The sequence below is a fragment of the Chitinophaga flava genome (assembly GCF_003308995.1).
Classification (GTDB): Bacteria; Bacteroidota; Bacteroidia; order Chitinophagales; family Chitinophagaceae; genus Chitinophaga; species Chitinophaga flava.
Window position 1 is genome coordinate 1,287,547 of record NZ_QFFJ01000002.1, and the last position, 16,915, is coordinate 1,304,461.

The window sequence follows — 16,915 nt, forward strand, 5'->3', positions numbered from 1 at the left end:
GTTTAAAGCTAATTACATGAAAATTACAAAAATATTCGTCCTCATTGGTGGCCTGGTGCTTATCAATACCGGATGCAAAAAATTCCTGGATATTAATGACGACCCTAATAATCCTTTGTCTGTAAAAGAAGTGCAGCTGCTGCCTACTATAGAAGCCGCTACCTCAACGCTGGTGGTAGGCGGAACCAGTACCAATTATACAGCTTATTGGATGCAACAGCTTTCGCAGAATCAACAGGCGCCCACAATAGAGTCTTATTTCATGACAGGTGTAGATGCTAATAATACCTGGGGTTATGAGCTTTATACATATGTTTTTGCCAATGCGAACGTAATGATATCTCAGGCTATCAGCGCAAAAAATAACCATTACGCTGCTATTGGTAAAACACTGTTTGCTTACAACCTGGCTATCGCTACAGACTTATGGAATAACATTCCTTATTCCCAGGGCTTCCGGATACCGGAAGTGATGAACCCCAAATATGATAGCCAGGAGTCCATCTATCAGAACATTCAGCAACTGTTGGACAGTGCTTTATATTATATCAACCAGCCAGCCGGCGTGAAGGTTCCGGCTGGAGATGATTACATCTACAAGGGAGATATGACGAAATGGAAAAAACTGATTTATACCCTCAAGGCAAGGTATTACCTGCGGTTATCCAGGGCGCCAGGGCGCACCGCAGCTTTGCAGGCAGATAGTGCATTGACAGCGCTGCAGAATGGTTTGGGAGATAACAGTGATAATCCATTTGTTCCTTATCCGGGAACAGGAAATAGTTCCAATCCCTGGGCTGTTCGTTTCAGACCTGCTGCCGGTGGCGTGGTACTGGCTCAGTCTTTTGTAGACTCTCTGAAAACCCGCAATGACCCCAGATTGCCGATCATTGCTACGAAAAATGTTGATGGTGTATATGTGGGACGAAAAGTGGGCGACAAACCTGCTGGTGATGCCAAGGCATATTCTGCTGTGAATAGTTTTTATGGTGGAGCAGCGGCCAATTTATACCTGGCCACCTATGGAGAGGCCTTATTTATCAAGGCGGAAGCTACGTTGATTAAACAGGGAGCAGCGGCTGCCCAGCCGGTATACCAGGCCGCTATTGCAGCACATATGTCCTTACTGGGTGTTGCTGATAATGCGCAACAGACATATATCGCTTCAAGACCAGCTCTCACAGATGCCAATGCAGTACAACAGATTATTTCTGAAAAATATGTTGCGGATTTCCTGTCACCGGAAGTGTACAACGACTGGCGCCGTACCGGATTCCCCGAATTGGTACCGTATGTAGGTACTGGTGTGAAAGGTATTCCGAGAAGATGGCCTTATCCTACAAACGAATTGCTGACTAACCCTCAGCCGGATCAAAAAGCAACCATTAATGATCGTGTCTGGTGGGATACTTCTAACTAGCCGAAATGGAGAAGAGAAAAGGCTGTCCTTTATAGGACGGCCTTTTTTTATGTGAAAAGATTACTATTTTCATCCAAATTTATGCTTCAATCCACCGCTTTATGAGATTTACTATAATCCCTGTGCTACTGGCCATGCTGGTCTCCACTGCTTATGCCCAAACCCCAAAGTTTGGTACATCACGGGTACTTTTTACGGCACAAGATAAGATCTTTGCCACACCTGTTTTATACAAACAGTCGATTCTGACAGCGAGTATGGACGGTCATCTGTATTCCATCAACAAAAAAACAGGAACACAGAACTGGAAATTCAAGGCTGCAGCCGGAATCGCCACTGAACCGGCAGTCTCCGATGCAACTGTTTTTGTAGGTAGTTATGATGGCTACTATTATGCGGTCAATGCCAACAATGGTAAGCCCGTATGGAAATTTAAAACCGGTGGTGAGCGCAGGATCGGCGGCATCGGATATTGGGGTATGGAACCAGCTACTCAGTATATGGAAGATCAGTATGATCTGTATTTGTCCGCTCCGGCAACAGATCCTTCTTCTGTATATTTCGGCAGCAGCGACAGCTGTGTCTATGCGCTGAACAAAGCCAATGGGAAAGTCCGCTGGAAATACAAAACAAACGGACCTGTACATGCGGGTGTTACCTGCAGTAACAATATCCTGCTGGCCGGCAGCTGGGATACCTATATTTATGCGCTGGATACACGCTCCGGCAAACTATTATGGAAGTTCAAAAGTAAAGACCATCCGCAGGAGCACGTGCTGGAAGGCATACAGGCCAAACCAGTAGTGGGCGACAGCACCGTGTACATCGGAACCAGAGATGCACGGCTGTATGCGCTGGACTTATTTACCGGCCGTAAAAAATGGGAATATAGTGCCAAAAATGCCTGGATCGTAGGAGCGGCGGCAGTGGCCGGCAATCATGTTTATGTAGGCACCTCTGACAGTTTCGTTATGGTAGACGTTGATGCTGCTACCGGCAAGGAACTCAACCGCCATAAAGGTGGCGGTTATATATTCGGAGCACCGGCAGTATCAGGTAATACGCTCTGTTACGGCGATTTTACCGGTAGGCTGTTTCTGGTAAATACCAACAACTGGCAGCAGGTGGATCATTTTGATACGCCCGGCAGAAATCAGTATGCCGCCACTAACCTGGACAGCCTGGGCAAGATCCGGTTCCGCCATCTGGCTGCAGGAGCTAACCCTAACCTATATACGACCTCTTTAATGGCCATGGATAAACTGTATCAGCTGGCACCTTTCGTGACAACGCCGGTGATCGATGGCGACACGATATACGCCGCTGCTGCAGATGGTAAGCTCTACGCGATCACTTTTAAATAGGTTTTCCTGATTCAATATATTAAAGGGCTGCTTGTAAGCAGCCCTTTTTCGTTTTAAGAAAAATTAACAACATATATTTTTTGAAACATTGTTGCATATTTGTTTTATTTTTAAATTGCAACAATGTTTCAAAAAATATTCAATAAAAACCCCTTTCCTTTTTACAGGCAGTCTGATGCGATGGACTGTGGGCCTACCTGTCTGAAGATGATTGCGGCATATTACGGGAAGGTATATCCGTTGCAGTACCTGCGTAATGCCTGTCATATATCCAGGCAGGGAGTCACTTTTGCGGATATGATCGCGGCAGCGGAACAGCTGGGCTTTAAGACCCTGCCGGCCGAACTGCCCTTTGCGGTGCTGGCCCAAAAGGCGCCCCTGCCCTGCATCCTGCATTGGGATAAACAGCATTTTGTAGTGCTGTACCATATTACTGAAACACAGGTGTATGTTGCCGACCCGGCATTGGGGCGGCGCAGCAGATATTCCATTCCCGAATTTATGGCCGCCTGGCAGGTCAGCGAAGAGGCCAGCTATGGCCGTGCCCTGTTCCTGGAGCCAGGACCCGCTTTCCATGAAGCAACGAAAATACAGGAACCAACGGCCTCTGTTAAGCTGCTGTGGCCTTATCTGAAGGCACATCGTAAAAGCATGCTGCCGGTGATGCTGACTTTATTACTGGCCAGCATTTTTTCATTACTCACGCCTTTGCTCACACAGGCGATCATGGACAAAGGCATTCAGGGCCGGCAGGTGCCACTGTTGTTATTAATTGGTGCGGGACTGCTGGCTCTTTTCCTGGGCAGGATGATCGCTGATTTTATCCGTGCACGACTGTTGTTGCAGGTTGGGGCCCGCATCAGCATGACCATGCTCAAGGACTTCCTGCATAAGCTCCTGCGATTGCCCATTTCTTTTTTTGATAACAGACAGGCCGGAGATAATATGCAACGGGTGACAGACAACCAGCGGGTAGAGGACTTTCTCACGGTATCACTCATCAGCTTTGTGTTGTCGGTGGTGACGATACTGGTGTTGGGAGGGGTGTTGTTATATTACAACGGACTTGTATTCATCCTGTTTATGGCAGGAGCGGCCATCGGTATGTTGTGGACCTGGGCCTTCCGCGAACGCCGCAGTCGCCTCGACCAGAAAAGATTCCGCGTACTGGCCGCCAACCAGGATATGCTGCTGGAGATGTTCAGCGCCATGCAGGAGATCAGGCTCACCGGCAGCGAAACCGGAAAAACAACACAGTGGGAAAACATACAGGAGCGTTCCATCGAAGTAAAGCTGGAGAGTCTTCGGCTGGACCAGCTCGTACAGGGCGTGGCCCTCTTCATCAATGAAACCCGTAATGTACTGGTGACCTGCTTTTCGGCGATACTCGTAGTCAACGGGCAGCTTACACTGGGGGCCATGCTGGCCATTACCTACACCTGCGGGCAACTGAGTGCGCCGGTAGCGCAACTGACAGACTTTATCCGTGCCTTACAGAATACCCGTTTCAGTTTGCGTCGCATGTCTGAAGTACATCACGAAGCAGATGAAGATAGTGAGCAGCAGCCGGAACTGTCGCTGGCAGCGGTGATAGGACAGGATATCCGATTAGAGAAAGTATCCTTCCGCTACGGCCATAAGTTTTCCCCACTGATACTGCAAAACCTGGATCTTGTTATACCTGCCGGCAAAGTCACTGCCATCGTGGGTATGAGCGGCAGTGGAAAAACCACTCTCCTGAAATTATTACTGAAGTTTTATCAGCCACCGGAAGGAACGGTATGGCTGGGAAAAACGCCGCTGCAGCAGTATTCCGCAAAATCATGGCGACAACACTGCGGCGTAGTTATGCAAGATGGATATGTGTTTCGCGATACAATTGCCAATAACATTTTTAGCGGTACCGGTACCAGAGACTACCAACGGCTATACGAAGCCTGCCGCATGGCATGCATACACGATTTTTTTACGACCCTGCCTTTCGGGTATGAGACACTGATCGGGAAAGACGGCTATGGCCTTAGTGAAGGTCAGACACAACGTCTGCTCATTGCCCGGCTCATCTACCGCAATCCTGCCGTGGTATTGCTCGATGAAGCTACTAACTCACTGGATGCGCACAACGAACGTGCAATCATCAATAACCTGCAGGAATTTTTTATCGGGAAAACAGTTGTGGTGGTGGCGCATCGTCTCAGTACCGTAAAACATGCCGATCAGATACTGGTGATGGACAAGGGTGTTATTGTGGAAAGCGGCACCCATCAAACACTGGCATCCAGCGGAGGCGCTTATTATCAACTTGTTAAAAACCAGCTTGAGCTGGGAAAATAGATATCATCCTATGGCACTGAACATATTTCCTTATGCACTGGTACGTTATGCTGCTATGTCATTCCATGAGCTGAAAGCCCTGGAAATACAGGGCCTGTCTGCGTATATGGCTGCTGCTGAACAGCTCGATGTCAGTATCCAACAACAGAAAGATACACTTTGTGATCAGTTGTATACCGCCATACAATCGGCTACAGACAACAAGTCCAGGCAATACCTGTTGCAACTCAAACGTACTGTTTACAATGGTCGTACGCCGGCAGCGGATATCCATGTTGATAACCCTGCATTAGAAGAACTGTTATGCCGATACCAGCAATTGCTGGAGAAAAAACATACGCTGCAACAGGAATGGCAACTGCAGTTTGAAGAACAGCAACGCCGGCACAGGCAACAGTTACAGCTGTGGGCACAGCAGGAGTTGTTACGCAAAGGTATCCTGCTTTCCAGTCCTGTACTATACACGCAGCTGGATAGTTTTGCCGGCACAGCCCCGGCTGCCTTCAAAATACGCGAACAGAAAAATGAGTATAGCCTGCTCCGTTATATCACCCGGATGGCTGCTAAAACGTCTCCCTTCAGCACCTTCACCTATACGGGAACGGCTACACTGGATAAAGACTGTTGCCGGATAACACAACCCTCTTCCGATATCGTTAGCAATGTCCGGCTGAACAATAGTCTGTTTGTTTATCTGCGTGCGCTGATGATACATCACCCGGTATTGAATGAGCTGCTGGAGGTAAGACTTAATACCACAGCCACAATAGATGAAACGCATATACATTTTTTGGTGAATTATTTTAATGTTGAAGCGTTTCAGCGACTGCCCGCACGTAATCTGGCCCTGTGGCTGTATCATTATCTGCAGGAACAGACCGCCCCACATACAATTGCCGCGCTCACCGCTATACTCGTACCGCAGATACCTGATGCCGACCGGGAAAGTATTAAAACTTTTCTGTTGAAACTGTCTGCCAGTGGTCTGTTGGAGCTGAACATCGGTTGCTCGGGAGTAGATCCGGAGTGGGATAGTACACTGGCCGTTTTTCTCTCTGCAGCTATGCATCAGCATCCATCCGTCACATCACTGTATAACCTGCTGATAACGTTGAAGGCTAAACGGCGGGAGTATGTGACAGCCTGTTCCGCAAATCGTTTTCTGTTGCTACAGGAGGCGGCGAATCTGTTGAATACTACCACCGGCCGGCTACAGGCAGAAGCCGGGTTGTCATCATCCGTTCCTGGAGAACCTTTACCGCCGCCTGTTGCTACCCCTTCCTTTGAGGTGAATCACTTTATACCACGGTATTTTATGCCCCAGGATATTTTTTATGAAGATGCCAGCATAGAAGAGAACAGCCTGTTGCCAGCGGAAGATCTGCAAACCCTGATAGACAAAGCCGAACGCTTATGCCGGCTGCTGGAGCCTTTCGATATGTTGCAGGAAGAAAGAAACAATATGTGTGATTTTTTCCTGCAGCATTATGGTCCTACACAAACCATCAGCATCACCGATTTCTACCATGCCTATTATCTTCAGGTGAAAAAACAACAGCCTAAACAAGTGGAATCACCGGTCATGGAAATACCGGAAACATTACAGCTGGAAACAGATGGTGTACAGGTAAACATTACCGGGCATGAGCAGATGCCAGCCTCTGGCGCAGTCTCCAGAGGAATGTTTGTACAGTTGTTTTATACCGGTGAAGACACTTTGCCACAACTGCAAGGTGTGGTAAATGCATTATTGCCTGGCATGGGAAAAGTAGCAGGCCGTTTCCTGCATCTCTTCGATCCCGCAGTGACCACGGCTTTCAGGGAATGGAACAAAGAGCTGCATCCGACGCATAAGATAATGGAGTTGAATGATGGTTCTGTTTTTAATGCCAACATTCACCCACCGCTGCTGGACTACGAGATTGCTATTCCTGGTGGAAGTAATAACTATTCGCCAGGGCAGCGTATTTCACTGAAAGCGGTGATGTTGCGATATACCCCGGAACAACATCGGTTAGGGCTATACGATATGGGTAGTGGAAAAGAAGTGTATGCCTACGATCTATGCCTGGAGTCGTTTTATAACCGGTCTCATTTTTACCGGCTGCTGGCCCATTTCAACCCGGAACCGAGGCTGCCCTTGCGTGGCCTCATTGCGGCAGTAGATCGCGGCCAGGCTGACCAGCCAAAGGCAGACGGACCCGTGAAACTGAAGCCACGTATTGTTTTTGAAGAACATCTTGTTCTGAGAAGACAAGGCTGGCTGGTAGATACCGCTGATATTCCGGTCCCGGCCAAAGGAGAAACGGAGGCCGCTTATTTCCTGCGGCTGCAGCAGTGGAGAATCAGCCATCACCTACCGGAACAGGTATTTGTTTTTCTGAAATCACCTTATATACCGGTATCAAAGGATAACGTGGGTAAGTTACACCGTGATGACTATAAACCGCAATACATCAGTTTTATACAACCATTGCTGGTAGGGGTTTTTAGAAAGATGCTTACAAGGGCCGGTGCTTACTGTTACCTGGAAGAGGTACTGCCGGATGCAGGCCAACACGGTACTGTAACAGAACATATGCTTCATTGGTATAAATATTAACGAATGCAACGCTCATGGTTATCTGTGCACTTATTTTATGCCGGTGATCTGAATCATCTTCTTCATCTGTTGGTGGCTCCTGTAGTTGCGCAGATAGAGGCCCCTTTTTTCTTCATCCGCTATTGGGAAGGCGGACCGCATATACGGCTGCGACTATACGTAGATGAAACAGCCGAAATACAGGTGAAAGAATATCTGGAAGCGGCATCCGACAGGTATTTTCTGCAATATCCATCGCAGCGCCGGGAGTTGGCTTATCAGACACCGTTGCTGCCGAATGATTCGTTGCAGTATATTACCTATGTTCCGGAAATCAGCCGCTATGGCGATGAACGGAGCATACACCTGGCGGAGCAACAGTTTGGAATATCAGCTGCTTATGTATTGCAACAAATAAAGACTACAGCCCTGAACCCATCCACTTCCCTGATACAGGCTGTTAAGTTAAATATCGTTATGCTGCAGACGTTGCAGGCCACGCCTTTCGAAACACTGGATGTTTGTTACCGTTTTGTACAGGCATGGCTGCCTCGTTTATACGATCGTAGTAAAGATTCGTCGCAAGAGGAACAGTATTACAAACAATTACTGCAACAACGTTTTGATGCTTATGCTCCTGCACTCACGAATGCAGCTGTCAGCCTCTGGCAGGAAATAGCAGAAGGCCGTACCACCGATGTTTTGCAAACATTTGCAGATGGCAACCGGATCATCTTTCAGCAATATCGCTTGTTAGGCTTTAGCAACAGACAACTCGGCGATATCACCGGCAGCTTCATTCACATGGGCCACAACCGTCTCGGAGTGTCCAATCTGGATGAAGCCTATATTATGTATTTCACTGGTAAATGTCTTGAACATATCTATGGCATCACTTACTGAAAAAGATATTCAGATTATAGAAACAGAGCTGCGGCGGATTGCAGCAGTATTGTTACCTGCCATCCAACCGGAAGCTGTGACACAACGTACAGACCTGTTCAACGGTAGTGCTGGCGTGATCCTTTTTTACCTGAGACTCTATGAACACTATCAGGACCCTGAATATCTTCAAACCTGTATAACAGCAGCGGATACACTGTTATATCATCCGGATATAATGCAGCAACAGTATTATACCCTTTATACGGGCGCTTCGGGCTTATTGTATCTGTGCATAAAAATGTATGAAACAACCGGACGGCAGCATTATCTCGATCGGGCGCTGGCTCTGGTGGTGCATTTCAAAGAAGGTATATTGCGGGGAGTAGTGCAGGATGATTTTCTTAGTGGACATGCAGGAAACATTTTTGTACTTACTTACCTTTACGCATATACGCAGGATAAAGACTTGTTGGTCATGATAAAAGCACTCACTGATATCATGGTGATTCATGCCCGCATTGCGCCACAGGGGCTGAAGTGGGGGCATGTCAAGATGAGTTATGATTGTCTGACTGGTTTTTCGCATGGTGCCTCCGGTATTGCCTACGCGCTAATGCAGTCCGCCGCCTACTTCCAGGATGAAGGGTTATATTACCTGGCCACACAGGCGCTGGATTATGAGATGCAGTATTATGATCCGGAAACCCTTAACTGGATTGACCTTCGACTTACCAGTACTCATCTCAGAGAGGAAGATATCTTCAGCTGGCAGCTGTCGCGATTCAGGGAGTATGCCAGTGATACTAACACCTGGGCGCATGGAGCGGCAGGGGTAGGGATGGCCCGGCTTTATGCCTGGCAGCAGTTGCAACGGCCAGATTGGCTGCAGCACGTGCAGTATGCGCTGCAGCGCTCCCTGGAAGATGCGCAGCTATTGAAACGGGGAGATTTTACGCTTTGCAGCGGATACGGTGGTATCTTTTTTTTCCTGTTACAAGCGGCCGTACTATTGGAGCGGCCGGACTTGCGTCTCAGCGCGCAACAGATAGCACTGCAGGCAGTACATAATTACCAGCAATATGGAACCTACAACAGCTATGTGCCTGCGGAGCCAATGGACCCCGGGCTTTTCTCCGGACTCGCAGGGGTTGGGTATATGTTGCTGTCTGCGTTGATGCCTTTCCGTGAGGATACCATTTTACATCCTGTTATCCGCGGAACGTGCCAACAGGCGATATCTCCGCTGTATGCTCCCGGTGAAATAAAACAGCGACTGTTTTCGCGGTATTACCCCAATACGGTAAAACAATTATCACAATATGGAAAAAGGCTGCCGGATGCAGCAGACATCCACACCTTGGAGATATTGCTGCAACAAGAAATAGCTGCTTTGTCATCAGCAACCCGGGACTGTTTTGCTTTTGAATACCAGCTGACGGCTATGTGGAAAGCACATCAGGGCCTGTTGTGCCATACCAGAAGAAAAGAACTGCTAATGGCCGATGCCGGTCTTTTACAGGATGGCCCGCAGGATACATGGCTGCATACGGTTTTTGTACCAGTAGAACAGGTACAGTTCTGTCATACGCAATGGCCATGGCATCTTCAGGGAGGTACAATGGATGCCGGTGATTACTATTATCTGGTGCAAAGCCATGAATATGGCATCTCTGTATTCCCGGTGGGCAAACTAGTGGCGTTTATCTTCAGTAACCTGCAACCCGGCCGTACATTACAGGATATAGTAACACTTCTTTTCGGACAGGCAGCGGGAGAACAAGCTGCAGCTGCTATTATTACACAAACTTTGATGATGATACAGCAGGGTTTTATCAAACGTTATCATTAAAAATGAGGCTGTCTCCAGAATGATTTTTCTCTGATTTTATTCGGGTGCATTACAGTACAGCCGCCGCGTTGGGATATAAATGCTGTGAGAAAAATAAACTCCCTTTTACACTGTTAATACGCTGCAGCTGCGCACCCTATGCAGATCTAAGCGCGAACTTTATATCTCATCCAAAATCAATTCCGTTATGAAAAAGAAAAAATTGAATCTCCGCAAACTCACCCTGTACAAAGAAGTGATCAGCGATTTATCCCAGCAAAAGATAGTAGGAGGAGCAACCAGGCCCTGGGAGACCTGTGTTCAAACCTGTTTGTCAAGCTGTAATCCAGTCTGTACCCCTACTGATAATTGTGTTTCCAAGGATCCTAGTGGTATTAGCTGTATCGTTACATGTATTACAATTGATGTTTGCCCCGCCTAGACAGAAATAAACCTTCATGTACTTAAAACATAAAAGGACATCTCAGTTATTTTGAGATGTCCTTTTTTTTCATCGCATCACTGTTTAGCAGATGATGGTAGTGCACAGGTGGCCTTCGTCATCTGTTTGCAGGGTGTGAGTAGGGTGACTCTGACCTGCAAGACCGCCTGCCAGGCGCATGTTCATTTCACTGTCGATGCTGGTAACGAAGCTGTCAATTTTCAGATCGTCGATGCTCAGTTTGATGCTGCTAACTTGTTGTTCTTTCATAAAATAGCATTTTTTAAAGTGAGTGCCTACTGTTAAAGGGTTTCGGCATAATCCCTATTGCGCAATATCTTAGTCCGGCTACAGTCTTATGCCTGCAAAGGCTTTGAATGAAACCGGTGCTCCTTCTATGTAGTAATAGCTTTTTACTCCCGGATGGATAGAACCGATTAGTATATCACCACTGGAGAAATATCTTTTGTTGGTAAGGTTATCGGCGATGACACGCAGATACCATTTACCGGCGTCCCAGGCGATGCCGGCATCCAGTTTCGTATAGCCTTTCAGGTAAACATCCGGCGTATAGGTGGCTGTTCTGGTGACAGTTGTTTGTCCGGCGCTGAAGCTCAGGCGGGTAGGCCCGTTCATCGGGATGGCATACTGTATCCACGTGTTGATCATCTGCTCGGGGGTGAATGCCAGTCTGTTGCCTTCATTTTCCTTGCGGCTGTCTTTGCTGGTGATAGCGTAGGTATAGGCATAGTTGGCGGATACCGTGATACGGTTGGATACACGTCCGATGATATCTGCTTCCACGCCTGTGCTGGTGGCTTGTCCTATCTGTCTGTTGAAGCGCGGATGTTGCAGATCAGATACCAGTAGGTTGTTTTTGATGATGTGATAAACAGCGAGTGTGGTGATCAGTTTACGCTGAAACCACTCGCGTTTGGCGCCTGCTTCCAGACTATTGCCACGCAAGGGTTTGAAGTTGTTGCCTTCAAAATCAGCACCTGCCTGTGGGATAAAAGACTGGTCGTATACAGCATACACGCTGGTGTTTTCGCCCAGCAGGCGGGTGATGCCCAGGCGGGGAGAAAAAGCGGTTTCATTACACAGAGGGCTTTTAGTGTTGGTGGTAATAGGGATGTTCCAGGTAAAGCGCCCGCCATAGTTAAAGTACCATTTGCCTTGTATGCGGGTGGTGTTATATACAAAGGCAGACAGCCAGTTGTTTTCCCGGTTGATGAGTGTGGATTTGCCTAATGCACTAACACTGTCGGTGTCCAGGCCGTATTGCGGCTTGTTTCGGTCAAACTGAAAGGAGTGCAGGCCATAGGCCACGGAAAAATTGTCCTTGCTGTAGTTGTAGTCAGTGCCCGCTACCAGCTGGTGGTTTATCTGCCGGCCGGTGTTGAAGGTGCCATTTACATAGGCCTGTACAGCGGCCACTTGTCCGTTAATATGGCTGTATTGCGACATGCGTCTGGTGATATCTGTATTGTCAAAGTTGACAGGCGAATAGTTATCGGATAACAAGGCCCATGTAGAACTGGGCGTGGCCGTATATTTGGATTGTATGCTTAATTTCCATTGATGATTGAATCGATGGGAGAATAATAACCGCGCACTTTGTGACATTGCGGAAGACTGCGGCAGGCCCGGATCGCCGGCGAAGTTGTTGCCGATACGATATTTCAGTATACCCTCCTCCGTGCCAACCTGTGTAACGCTGCTGCCTCCATCGGCGGTCAGGCGTATCAGGTTGTATTCTGCCAGCAACCAGGTACCTGGTTTGAAATTGTATTGTATAACGGGAGCGGCTATATATTTTTTTGTCCTTATAAAATCCTGAAAACTCTCCTGTTGCTGATAGGCTGCATTGATACGATAAGAGAAGCCTTTTGTTTTTACGGCGCTGCCAATATCTGCTGCGGCGCGCAACAAACCAAAACTGCCCCCGGCCAGCTCCAGCTGCCTGATACGTTGAGGGCCCGGCGTTTTGGTGCTGATGTTAATGCTACCACCAGGCTCTCCGGACGACAACAGGAAACCGGCGGGGCCTTTGATGAAATCTACCCGGTCTATGATAGCGGCATCGTCTAAGAGTGCGCCCATGCTACTGCGTTGTGGCATACCATTCACATAGGTGATGGCGCCAAAGCCCCGTACCATCACAGTGGTGGATGCATCAAAAACGGAACTGTTATACCCCATCTTAATGCCGCTGGCATTACGGGCAATATCTTTTATCTCCAGTCCTCCTTGTTCGCGTATCAGCTCACTGGTAACACTGCTGATGTTTTGCGGTGTTTCCAGTAGGCGTCCTTCCAGCCGCAGGGTAGATGCCATGCTGTCTGCTTTCATGCTTTTTTTCTTTTCCAGTACGATGATTTCCTGCAAGCGCTGTCTGCGCAGGCTGTCGGTCTTCTGCTGACTATAGCCATACAGTGTCAGGTTGCAGAGGCACATCAATACGGGTAATGTTTTATTCATTGTTTTATTTTATGGTGATCGTTAAAAGTCCTGCTGCAGTCTCTTCCTGAATACCAGCCAGCCTGCCACTATCCACGCGGTAGTCAGCATCAGCAGGTATAGGATGCCGTTATACCAGCGGGTCGGACTTTCCGGGTCATAGGCGGGATGATATGCTGGTAGTGTTTTGTAGCCCGCGACCGTAAGCAACCGGTCATTAAAGTGCAGCTGATAAAAGAACTGTTTCCATTGGTAGCGGAACTCCTGCACCTGTCGCTGAAAGTAGCTGTAGTCAGACATGTCAGTACGGGCAATACTATTTAGCAATAATTGCGTGTATACGGCAGGGTTATATCGCAGCGATGAAGTGACCGTTTTTAGTTCCTTGTTCCTGCTGACTTCCTGAGTGGTGATTATTCGTTGCATACGCCGGTCCACGAGTTCGTAGTATGCCATGGCATGTCTGGAACTGTTGTCACTGGTATCATAGGCTCGTGAGTTACGGTATTGTGGATATGTCTGATAGAAGCTGTCCAGTAGCTGCTTTTTGGGCAGGTCCCAGGTCGTCCATCCGATGTTGCGTTGTAAAGAAGCATTACCAGCAGTATCATCTATGTGTGAGCGGTTAATCATCAACCTGCATCCTGCAGGTAATACAATCAGCAATAAAAGCCATATGCTTAAAAGAGTCACCAGGTTGGTAGCAGCGTTAGTATTCCATGCAATCACAAACCAGATGAGCGCCATCCATAATGCCATCCATGCTGCAGCAACACCATTCCATGCTGCCCATTCCAGCCACGGGAAATGATGCAGGGGTGTATACAGCAGGATGCCTGTTGTACTGATGAATACAATACTTGTCAGTAACAGGAGGTAACGTGCCAGCAGCCGCACCAGTATTATTCCGGCGATGCCGCCTTTCTGTACCAGCAACAGGGCCAGGGTACCCTGCTCTTTATCCTGCGCCAGCAAATGATAGCTGATACAGATAGCCAGTAGTGGCAGTAGGTAGATGAGCAAAAAAGCGGTGTCGAAATTACCTGAAATCAGCTGTAGCGGATTGCTGAGCTTTTCTTCTGCTGGCGTATAGCTGCTCTTTACACTTACAGGATAATAGTAGGCAGATATATCGCTCATGCCTACGGATAATATGGAAAAAGGTGCCGGAGGGTTATATACATGACAATGCAGACGATGATCTGCTACAGCGGGCCATGCTGCACTGATGTAGGCCGCCTTGCCCTGAGCGGTAGTGGTATCACGCTGCAATTGTTTTTGCAAAACAATCTGTTGTCCTTCATAATGTTGTTGCAGGCTGTCGATGGTATGCTGGTGTTGTCCGGTCACACGTTGTCCATAGTAGAGCGCTATGCCGGATGTCAGCAATAATATGACAACCACGGCTTGTAGCAGTGCTGTGCGCCACATATGGCGCCATTCCTGTAGCAGGATGCTGCCTGCAATAAACAGATATTTATTCAGTTGGTGCATGGCGGGCAACGCTGTTTAAGAGTGATATACTGACACCTATCCATAACAACAACGACGCTAGTGGAAGCCATTGTCTGCTGAGGGTACTGCTGATGGCCGGTGGTTCAAAGTGGAATACCGGCATGTTGTAATAGAGATCGGCCGGTGGTTCCCGATCATATATCATCGCCTGGTTCAGGCGGTGAATGAAGGTATTGCGGTATTGTCTTACTTCCGTATCAAAATAAAACTGATGATCGTAATCGGTGCCACACAAGGCCATAGAGAGGCTTCGTATCGCCAGATAAGGGTCGGCCAGCATAGCATATTGATTAATACTGTTCTGCAGCCGGATGATGCTATCGGTGGCCTTTGCATATTTGTTGTACACCTGTTGTGCATAGTCTTCATCGGCCTGTAGCCGGATGGCGTTAAAGTTGACCGGCAACTGGCTAACATCAGCCACCTGGTATTGTCTCAGGGTTTCGTGCAACAGTCGTGCGGTCCTGGCTTCCCGGGGATCATTACCATCGATACCCGTTTTGATGGCCTGATCAATTTTTTGTTGCAGTGCATACTGGGAAGGAAGTGGATGAAGGGCAGCTCCGGCAGCGGTTGTAAGACGCGGGGCTATTACATTCCATATTAACCATATGCTGCATAACCATAGCAGGGCCTGTCGGGCATTTCGGGCAACAGCAGATACCCATATGCCGATGATCACAAAGATGCTGCTGTAGCAGAGATAACCCATCAGCAACAGGAGGATACGCAACGGGGAGGCTGCCTTAAAAATCACTGGCAGATATAACAATAAGGATAATAACATAGTGCCGGCTACAATGCACTGATATACGATGGTCTTACTCCACATTATTGTGCCTTTGTTTGTTCCCTGTATCATCATGAGCCGGAGGGTGCCCGATGATCTTTCCTGCGCGTAACTGTTGAAACAGAGGAAGAAGATCAGTAAGGGAAAAAATAGCTGCAGTACGGTGGCCGGTGTTAGTTCTCCGAAGCGGAGATATACGTCTGCCGGGCTTAGCGGCGGAGTGGCGGTATGGTGTTGTATATGTGCTTCTATCCGCAGGGTGCTGCCGGTAACGGGGTCCAGTCCTCTGTCGAATCCACTCAGTGCGGTAAGCGGCTTGAAGATATACGTGCCAAAATGTGCTGCACCATGTGGATCGTTTGTTTGTAACTGTTCCCATTGCCGGCGAAACTCACGGTTGGCGGCTTCCCGCTCACGCTGTTCTTCCTGTAAGGTTATGCGGCTTCCTATCGAGGCAATACCCGATAAGAGCAGCGCCGACAATAGCGCAGCAACCATCGCATGGTTACGCAGTACCATACGCCATTCTTTTATGGCTATAGTTGAAAACATATGATGATGTTTGATACTAGATGGATGTCTCCATATATTCCAGATACAGGTTCTCCAGTGTGTAATGGTCTGTGGTGGCGGCATCCATGATAGTGAGCAGGTTACCTTCCTTCATAATGCCAATACGGGTAGCTACTTCTTTGGCACGGTAAATATCATGGGTAGCCATCAATACAGCCCGTCCTTCCTGGCTGAAGCGGCGCAACAGTATTGAAAACTCATTGCTGGCCTTGGGGTCTAGCCCAGATGTTGGTTCATCGAGGAGGAGAGCACCGGCATTTTTGGCGGTAGCAATGGCAATACCTACTTTCTGTCGCATGCCTTTGGAATAAGTTTGCACGGGCCGATGTATGGCCTGCTCCTGCAAACCGGCATCCAGTAATAATGCGATATAATGATCACTGGAAAGTTGTTCTCCGGTAAGTGAGTGGAAAAAGGAAAGGTTTTCCACTCCGCTCAGATACGGATACAAGGTTACTGTCTCAGGAATATAGGCAATATGCCGGCGGGCCTCCTGTGGCTGACGGAACACGGGGATACCATTTACCAGCGCTGTTCCGCTGCTGGGAGAAAGGAATCCAAGGAAACAATTGATAGTAGTCGTTTTGCCGGCGCCGTTGGGTCCAAGCAGGCAAAATATTTCGCCTCTGTTTACCAACAGGTCAAGTGCATCCAATGCGGTATGCCGGCCGAACTTTCTGGTTAACGCAATAGCTTGCAGCATAACTTACAGAAATACGGTAT

General features: G+C 48.1%; 11 protein-coding genes. 6 read left to right on the plus strand and 5 right to left on the minus strand.

What is annotated here, in order from left to right; genetic code table 11:
• Positions 1–16: 16 nt before the first annotated feature.
• The 6 genes from DF182_RS21520 to DF182_RS21545 all read left to right on the plus strand — a co-directional run bounded on the left by DF182_RS21520 (position 17) and on the right by DF182_RS21545 (position 10,433).
• Positions 17–1,420 carry a SusD/RagB family nutrient-binding outer membrane lipoprotein gene (locus DF182_RS21520; RefSeq protein ID WP_113617864.1) on the plus strand — a complete coding sequence of 468 codons (1,404 nt, stop codon included), beginning with the start codon at positions 17–19 and terminating at the stop codon, positions 1,418–1,420.
• Between the two features lie 101 nt (positions 1,421–1,521).
• Positions 1,522–2,784, plus strand: coding sequence for an outer membrane protein assembly factor BamB family protein (locus tag DF182_RS21525; protein WP_113617865.1), 1,263 nt, complete (start codon positions 1,522–1,524; stop codon positions 2,782–2,784).
• Positions 2,785–2,907: 123 nt separating this feature from the next.
• Complete coding sequence (locus DF182_RS21530) at positions 2,908–5,118, plus strand: peptidase domain-containing ABC transporter (protein ID WP_113617866.1); 2,211 nt, start codon at positions 2,908–2,910, stop codon at positions 5,116–5,118.
• Between the two features lie 10 nt (positions 5,119–5,128).
• Complete coding sequence (locus tag DF182_RS21535) at positions 5,129–7,720, plus strand: lantibiotic dehydratase (RefSeq protein ID WP_113617867.1); 2,592 nt, start codon at positions 5,129–5,131, stop codon at positions 7,718–7,720.
• A gap of 3 nt (positions 7,721–7,723) precedes the next feature.
• Positions 7,724–8,602, plus strand: coding sequence for a thiopeptide-type bacteriocin biosynthesis protein (locus DF182_RS21540; protein WP_113617868.1), 879 nt, complete (start codon positions 7,724–7,726; stop codon positions 8,600–8,602).
• On the plus strand, positions 8,586–10,433 hold the full coding sequence (locus DF182_RS21545) for a lanthionine synthetase LanC family protein (RefSeq protein ID WP_161964210.1): 1,848 nt from the start codon (positions 8,586–8,588) through the stop codon (positions 10,431–10,433). The genes DF182_RS21540 and DF182_RS21545 overlap by 17 nt, the downstream gene beginning before the upstream one ends.
• Before the next feature lie 505 nt (positions 10,434–10,938).
• Here DF182_RS21545 and DF182_RS21550 read toward each other — a convergent pair.
• From DF182_RS21550 to DF182_RS21570, 5 genes are all read right to left on the minus strand, one after another.
• On the minus strand, positions 10,939–11,124 hold the full coding sequence (locus DF182_RS21550) for a pinensin family lanthipeptide (RefSeq protein WP_113617870.1): 186 nt from the start codon (positions 11,122–11,124) through the stop codon (positions 10,939–10,941).
• A gap of 78 nt (positions 11,125–11,202) precedes the next feature.
• Positions 11,203–13,335 (minus strand): TonB-dependent siderophore receptor, encoded by a 2,133-nt coding sequence (locus DF182_RS21555; RefSeq protein WP_113617871.1) that lies wholly within the window; start codon positions 13,333–13,335, stop codon positions 11,203–11,205.
• 21 nt (positions 13,336–13,356) lie between these two features.
• Positions 13,357–14,808 (minus strand): DUF3526 domain-containing protein, encoded by a 1,452-nt coding sequence (locus DF182_RS21560; RefSeq protein ID WP_113617872.1) that lies wholly within the window; start codon positions 14,806–14,808, stop codon positions 13,357–13,359.
• Entirely contained in the window at positions 14,792–16,171 is a 1,380-nt protein-coding gene (locus DF182_RS21565) for a DUF3526 domain-containing protein (RefSeq protein WP_161964211.1), read from the minus strand. Before DF182_RS21565 ends, DF182_RS21560 begins: the two co-directional genes overlap by 17 nt.
• 16 nt (positions 16,172–16,187) lie before the next feature.
• Positions 16,188–16,895, minus strand: coding sequence for an ABC transporter ATP-binding protein (locus tag DF182_RS21570; RefSeq protein WP_113617874.1), 708 nt, complete (start codon positions 16,893–16,895; stop codon positions 16,188–16,190).
• Between the last annotated feature and the right edge of the window lie 20 nt (positions 16,896–16,915).

What these genes read in the sequence shown, in the direction of transcription:
- DF182_RS21560 (WP_113617872.1), bottom strand. Translation starts at nt 14,808, where the DNA reads ATGCACCAACTGAATAAATATCTGTTTATTGCAGGCAGCATCCTGCTA.
- DF182_RS21555 (WP_113617871.1), bottom strand. Translation starts at nt 13,335, where the DNA reads ATGAATAAAACATTACCCGTATTGATGTGCCTCTGCAACCTGACACTG.
- DF182_RS21540 (WP_113617868.1), top strand. Translation starts at nt 7,724, where the DNA reads ATGCAACGCTCATGGTTATCTGTGCACTTATTTTATGCCGGTGATCTG.
- DF182_RS21525 (WP_113617865.1), top strand. Translation starts at nt 1,522, where the DNA reads ATGAGATTTACTATAATCCCTGTGCTACTGGCCATGCTGGTCTCCACT.
- DF182_RS21565 (WP_161964211.1), bottom strand. Translation starts at nt 16,171, where the DNA reads ATGTTTTCAACTATAGCCATAAAAGAATGGCGTATGGTACTGCGTAAC.
- DF182_RS21570 (WP_113617874.1), bottom strand. Translation starts at nt 16,895, where the DNA reads ATGCTGCAAGCTATTGCGTTAACCAGAAAGTTCGGCCGGCATACCGCA.
- DF182_RS21530 (WP_113617866.1), top strand. Translation starts at nt 2,908, where the DNA reads ATGTTTCAAAAAATATTCAATAAAAACCCCTTTCCTTTTTACAGGCAG.
- DF182_RS21545 (WP_161964210.1), top strand. Translation starts at nt 8,586, where the DNA reads ATGGCATCACTTACTGAAAAAGATATTCAGATTATAGAAACAGAGCTG.
- DF182_RS21550 (WP_113617870.1), bottom strand. Translation starts at nt 11,124, where the DNA reads ATGAAAGAACAACAAGTTAGCAGCATCAAACTGAGCATCGACGATCTG.
- DF182_RS21520 (WP_113617864.1), top strand. Translation starts at nt 17, where the DNA reads ATGAAAATTACAAAAATATTCGTCCTCATTGGTGGCCTGGTGCTTATC.
- DF182_RS21535 (WP_113617867.1), top strand. Translation starts at nt 5,129, where the DNA reads ATGGCACTGAACATATTTCCTTATGCACTGGTACGTTATGCTGCTATG.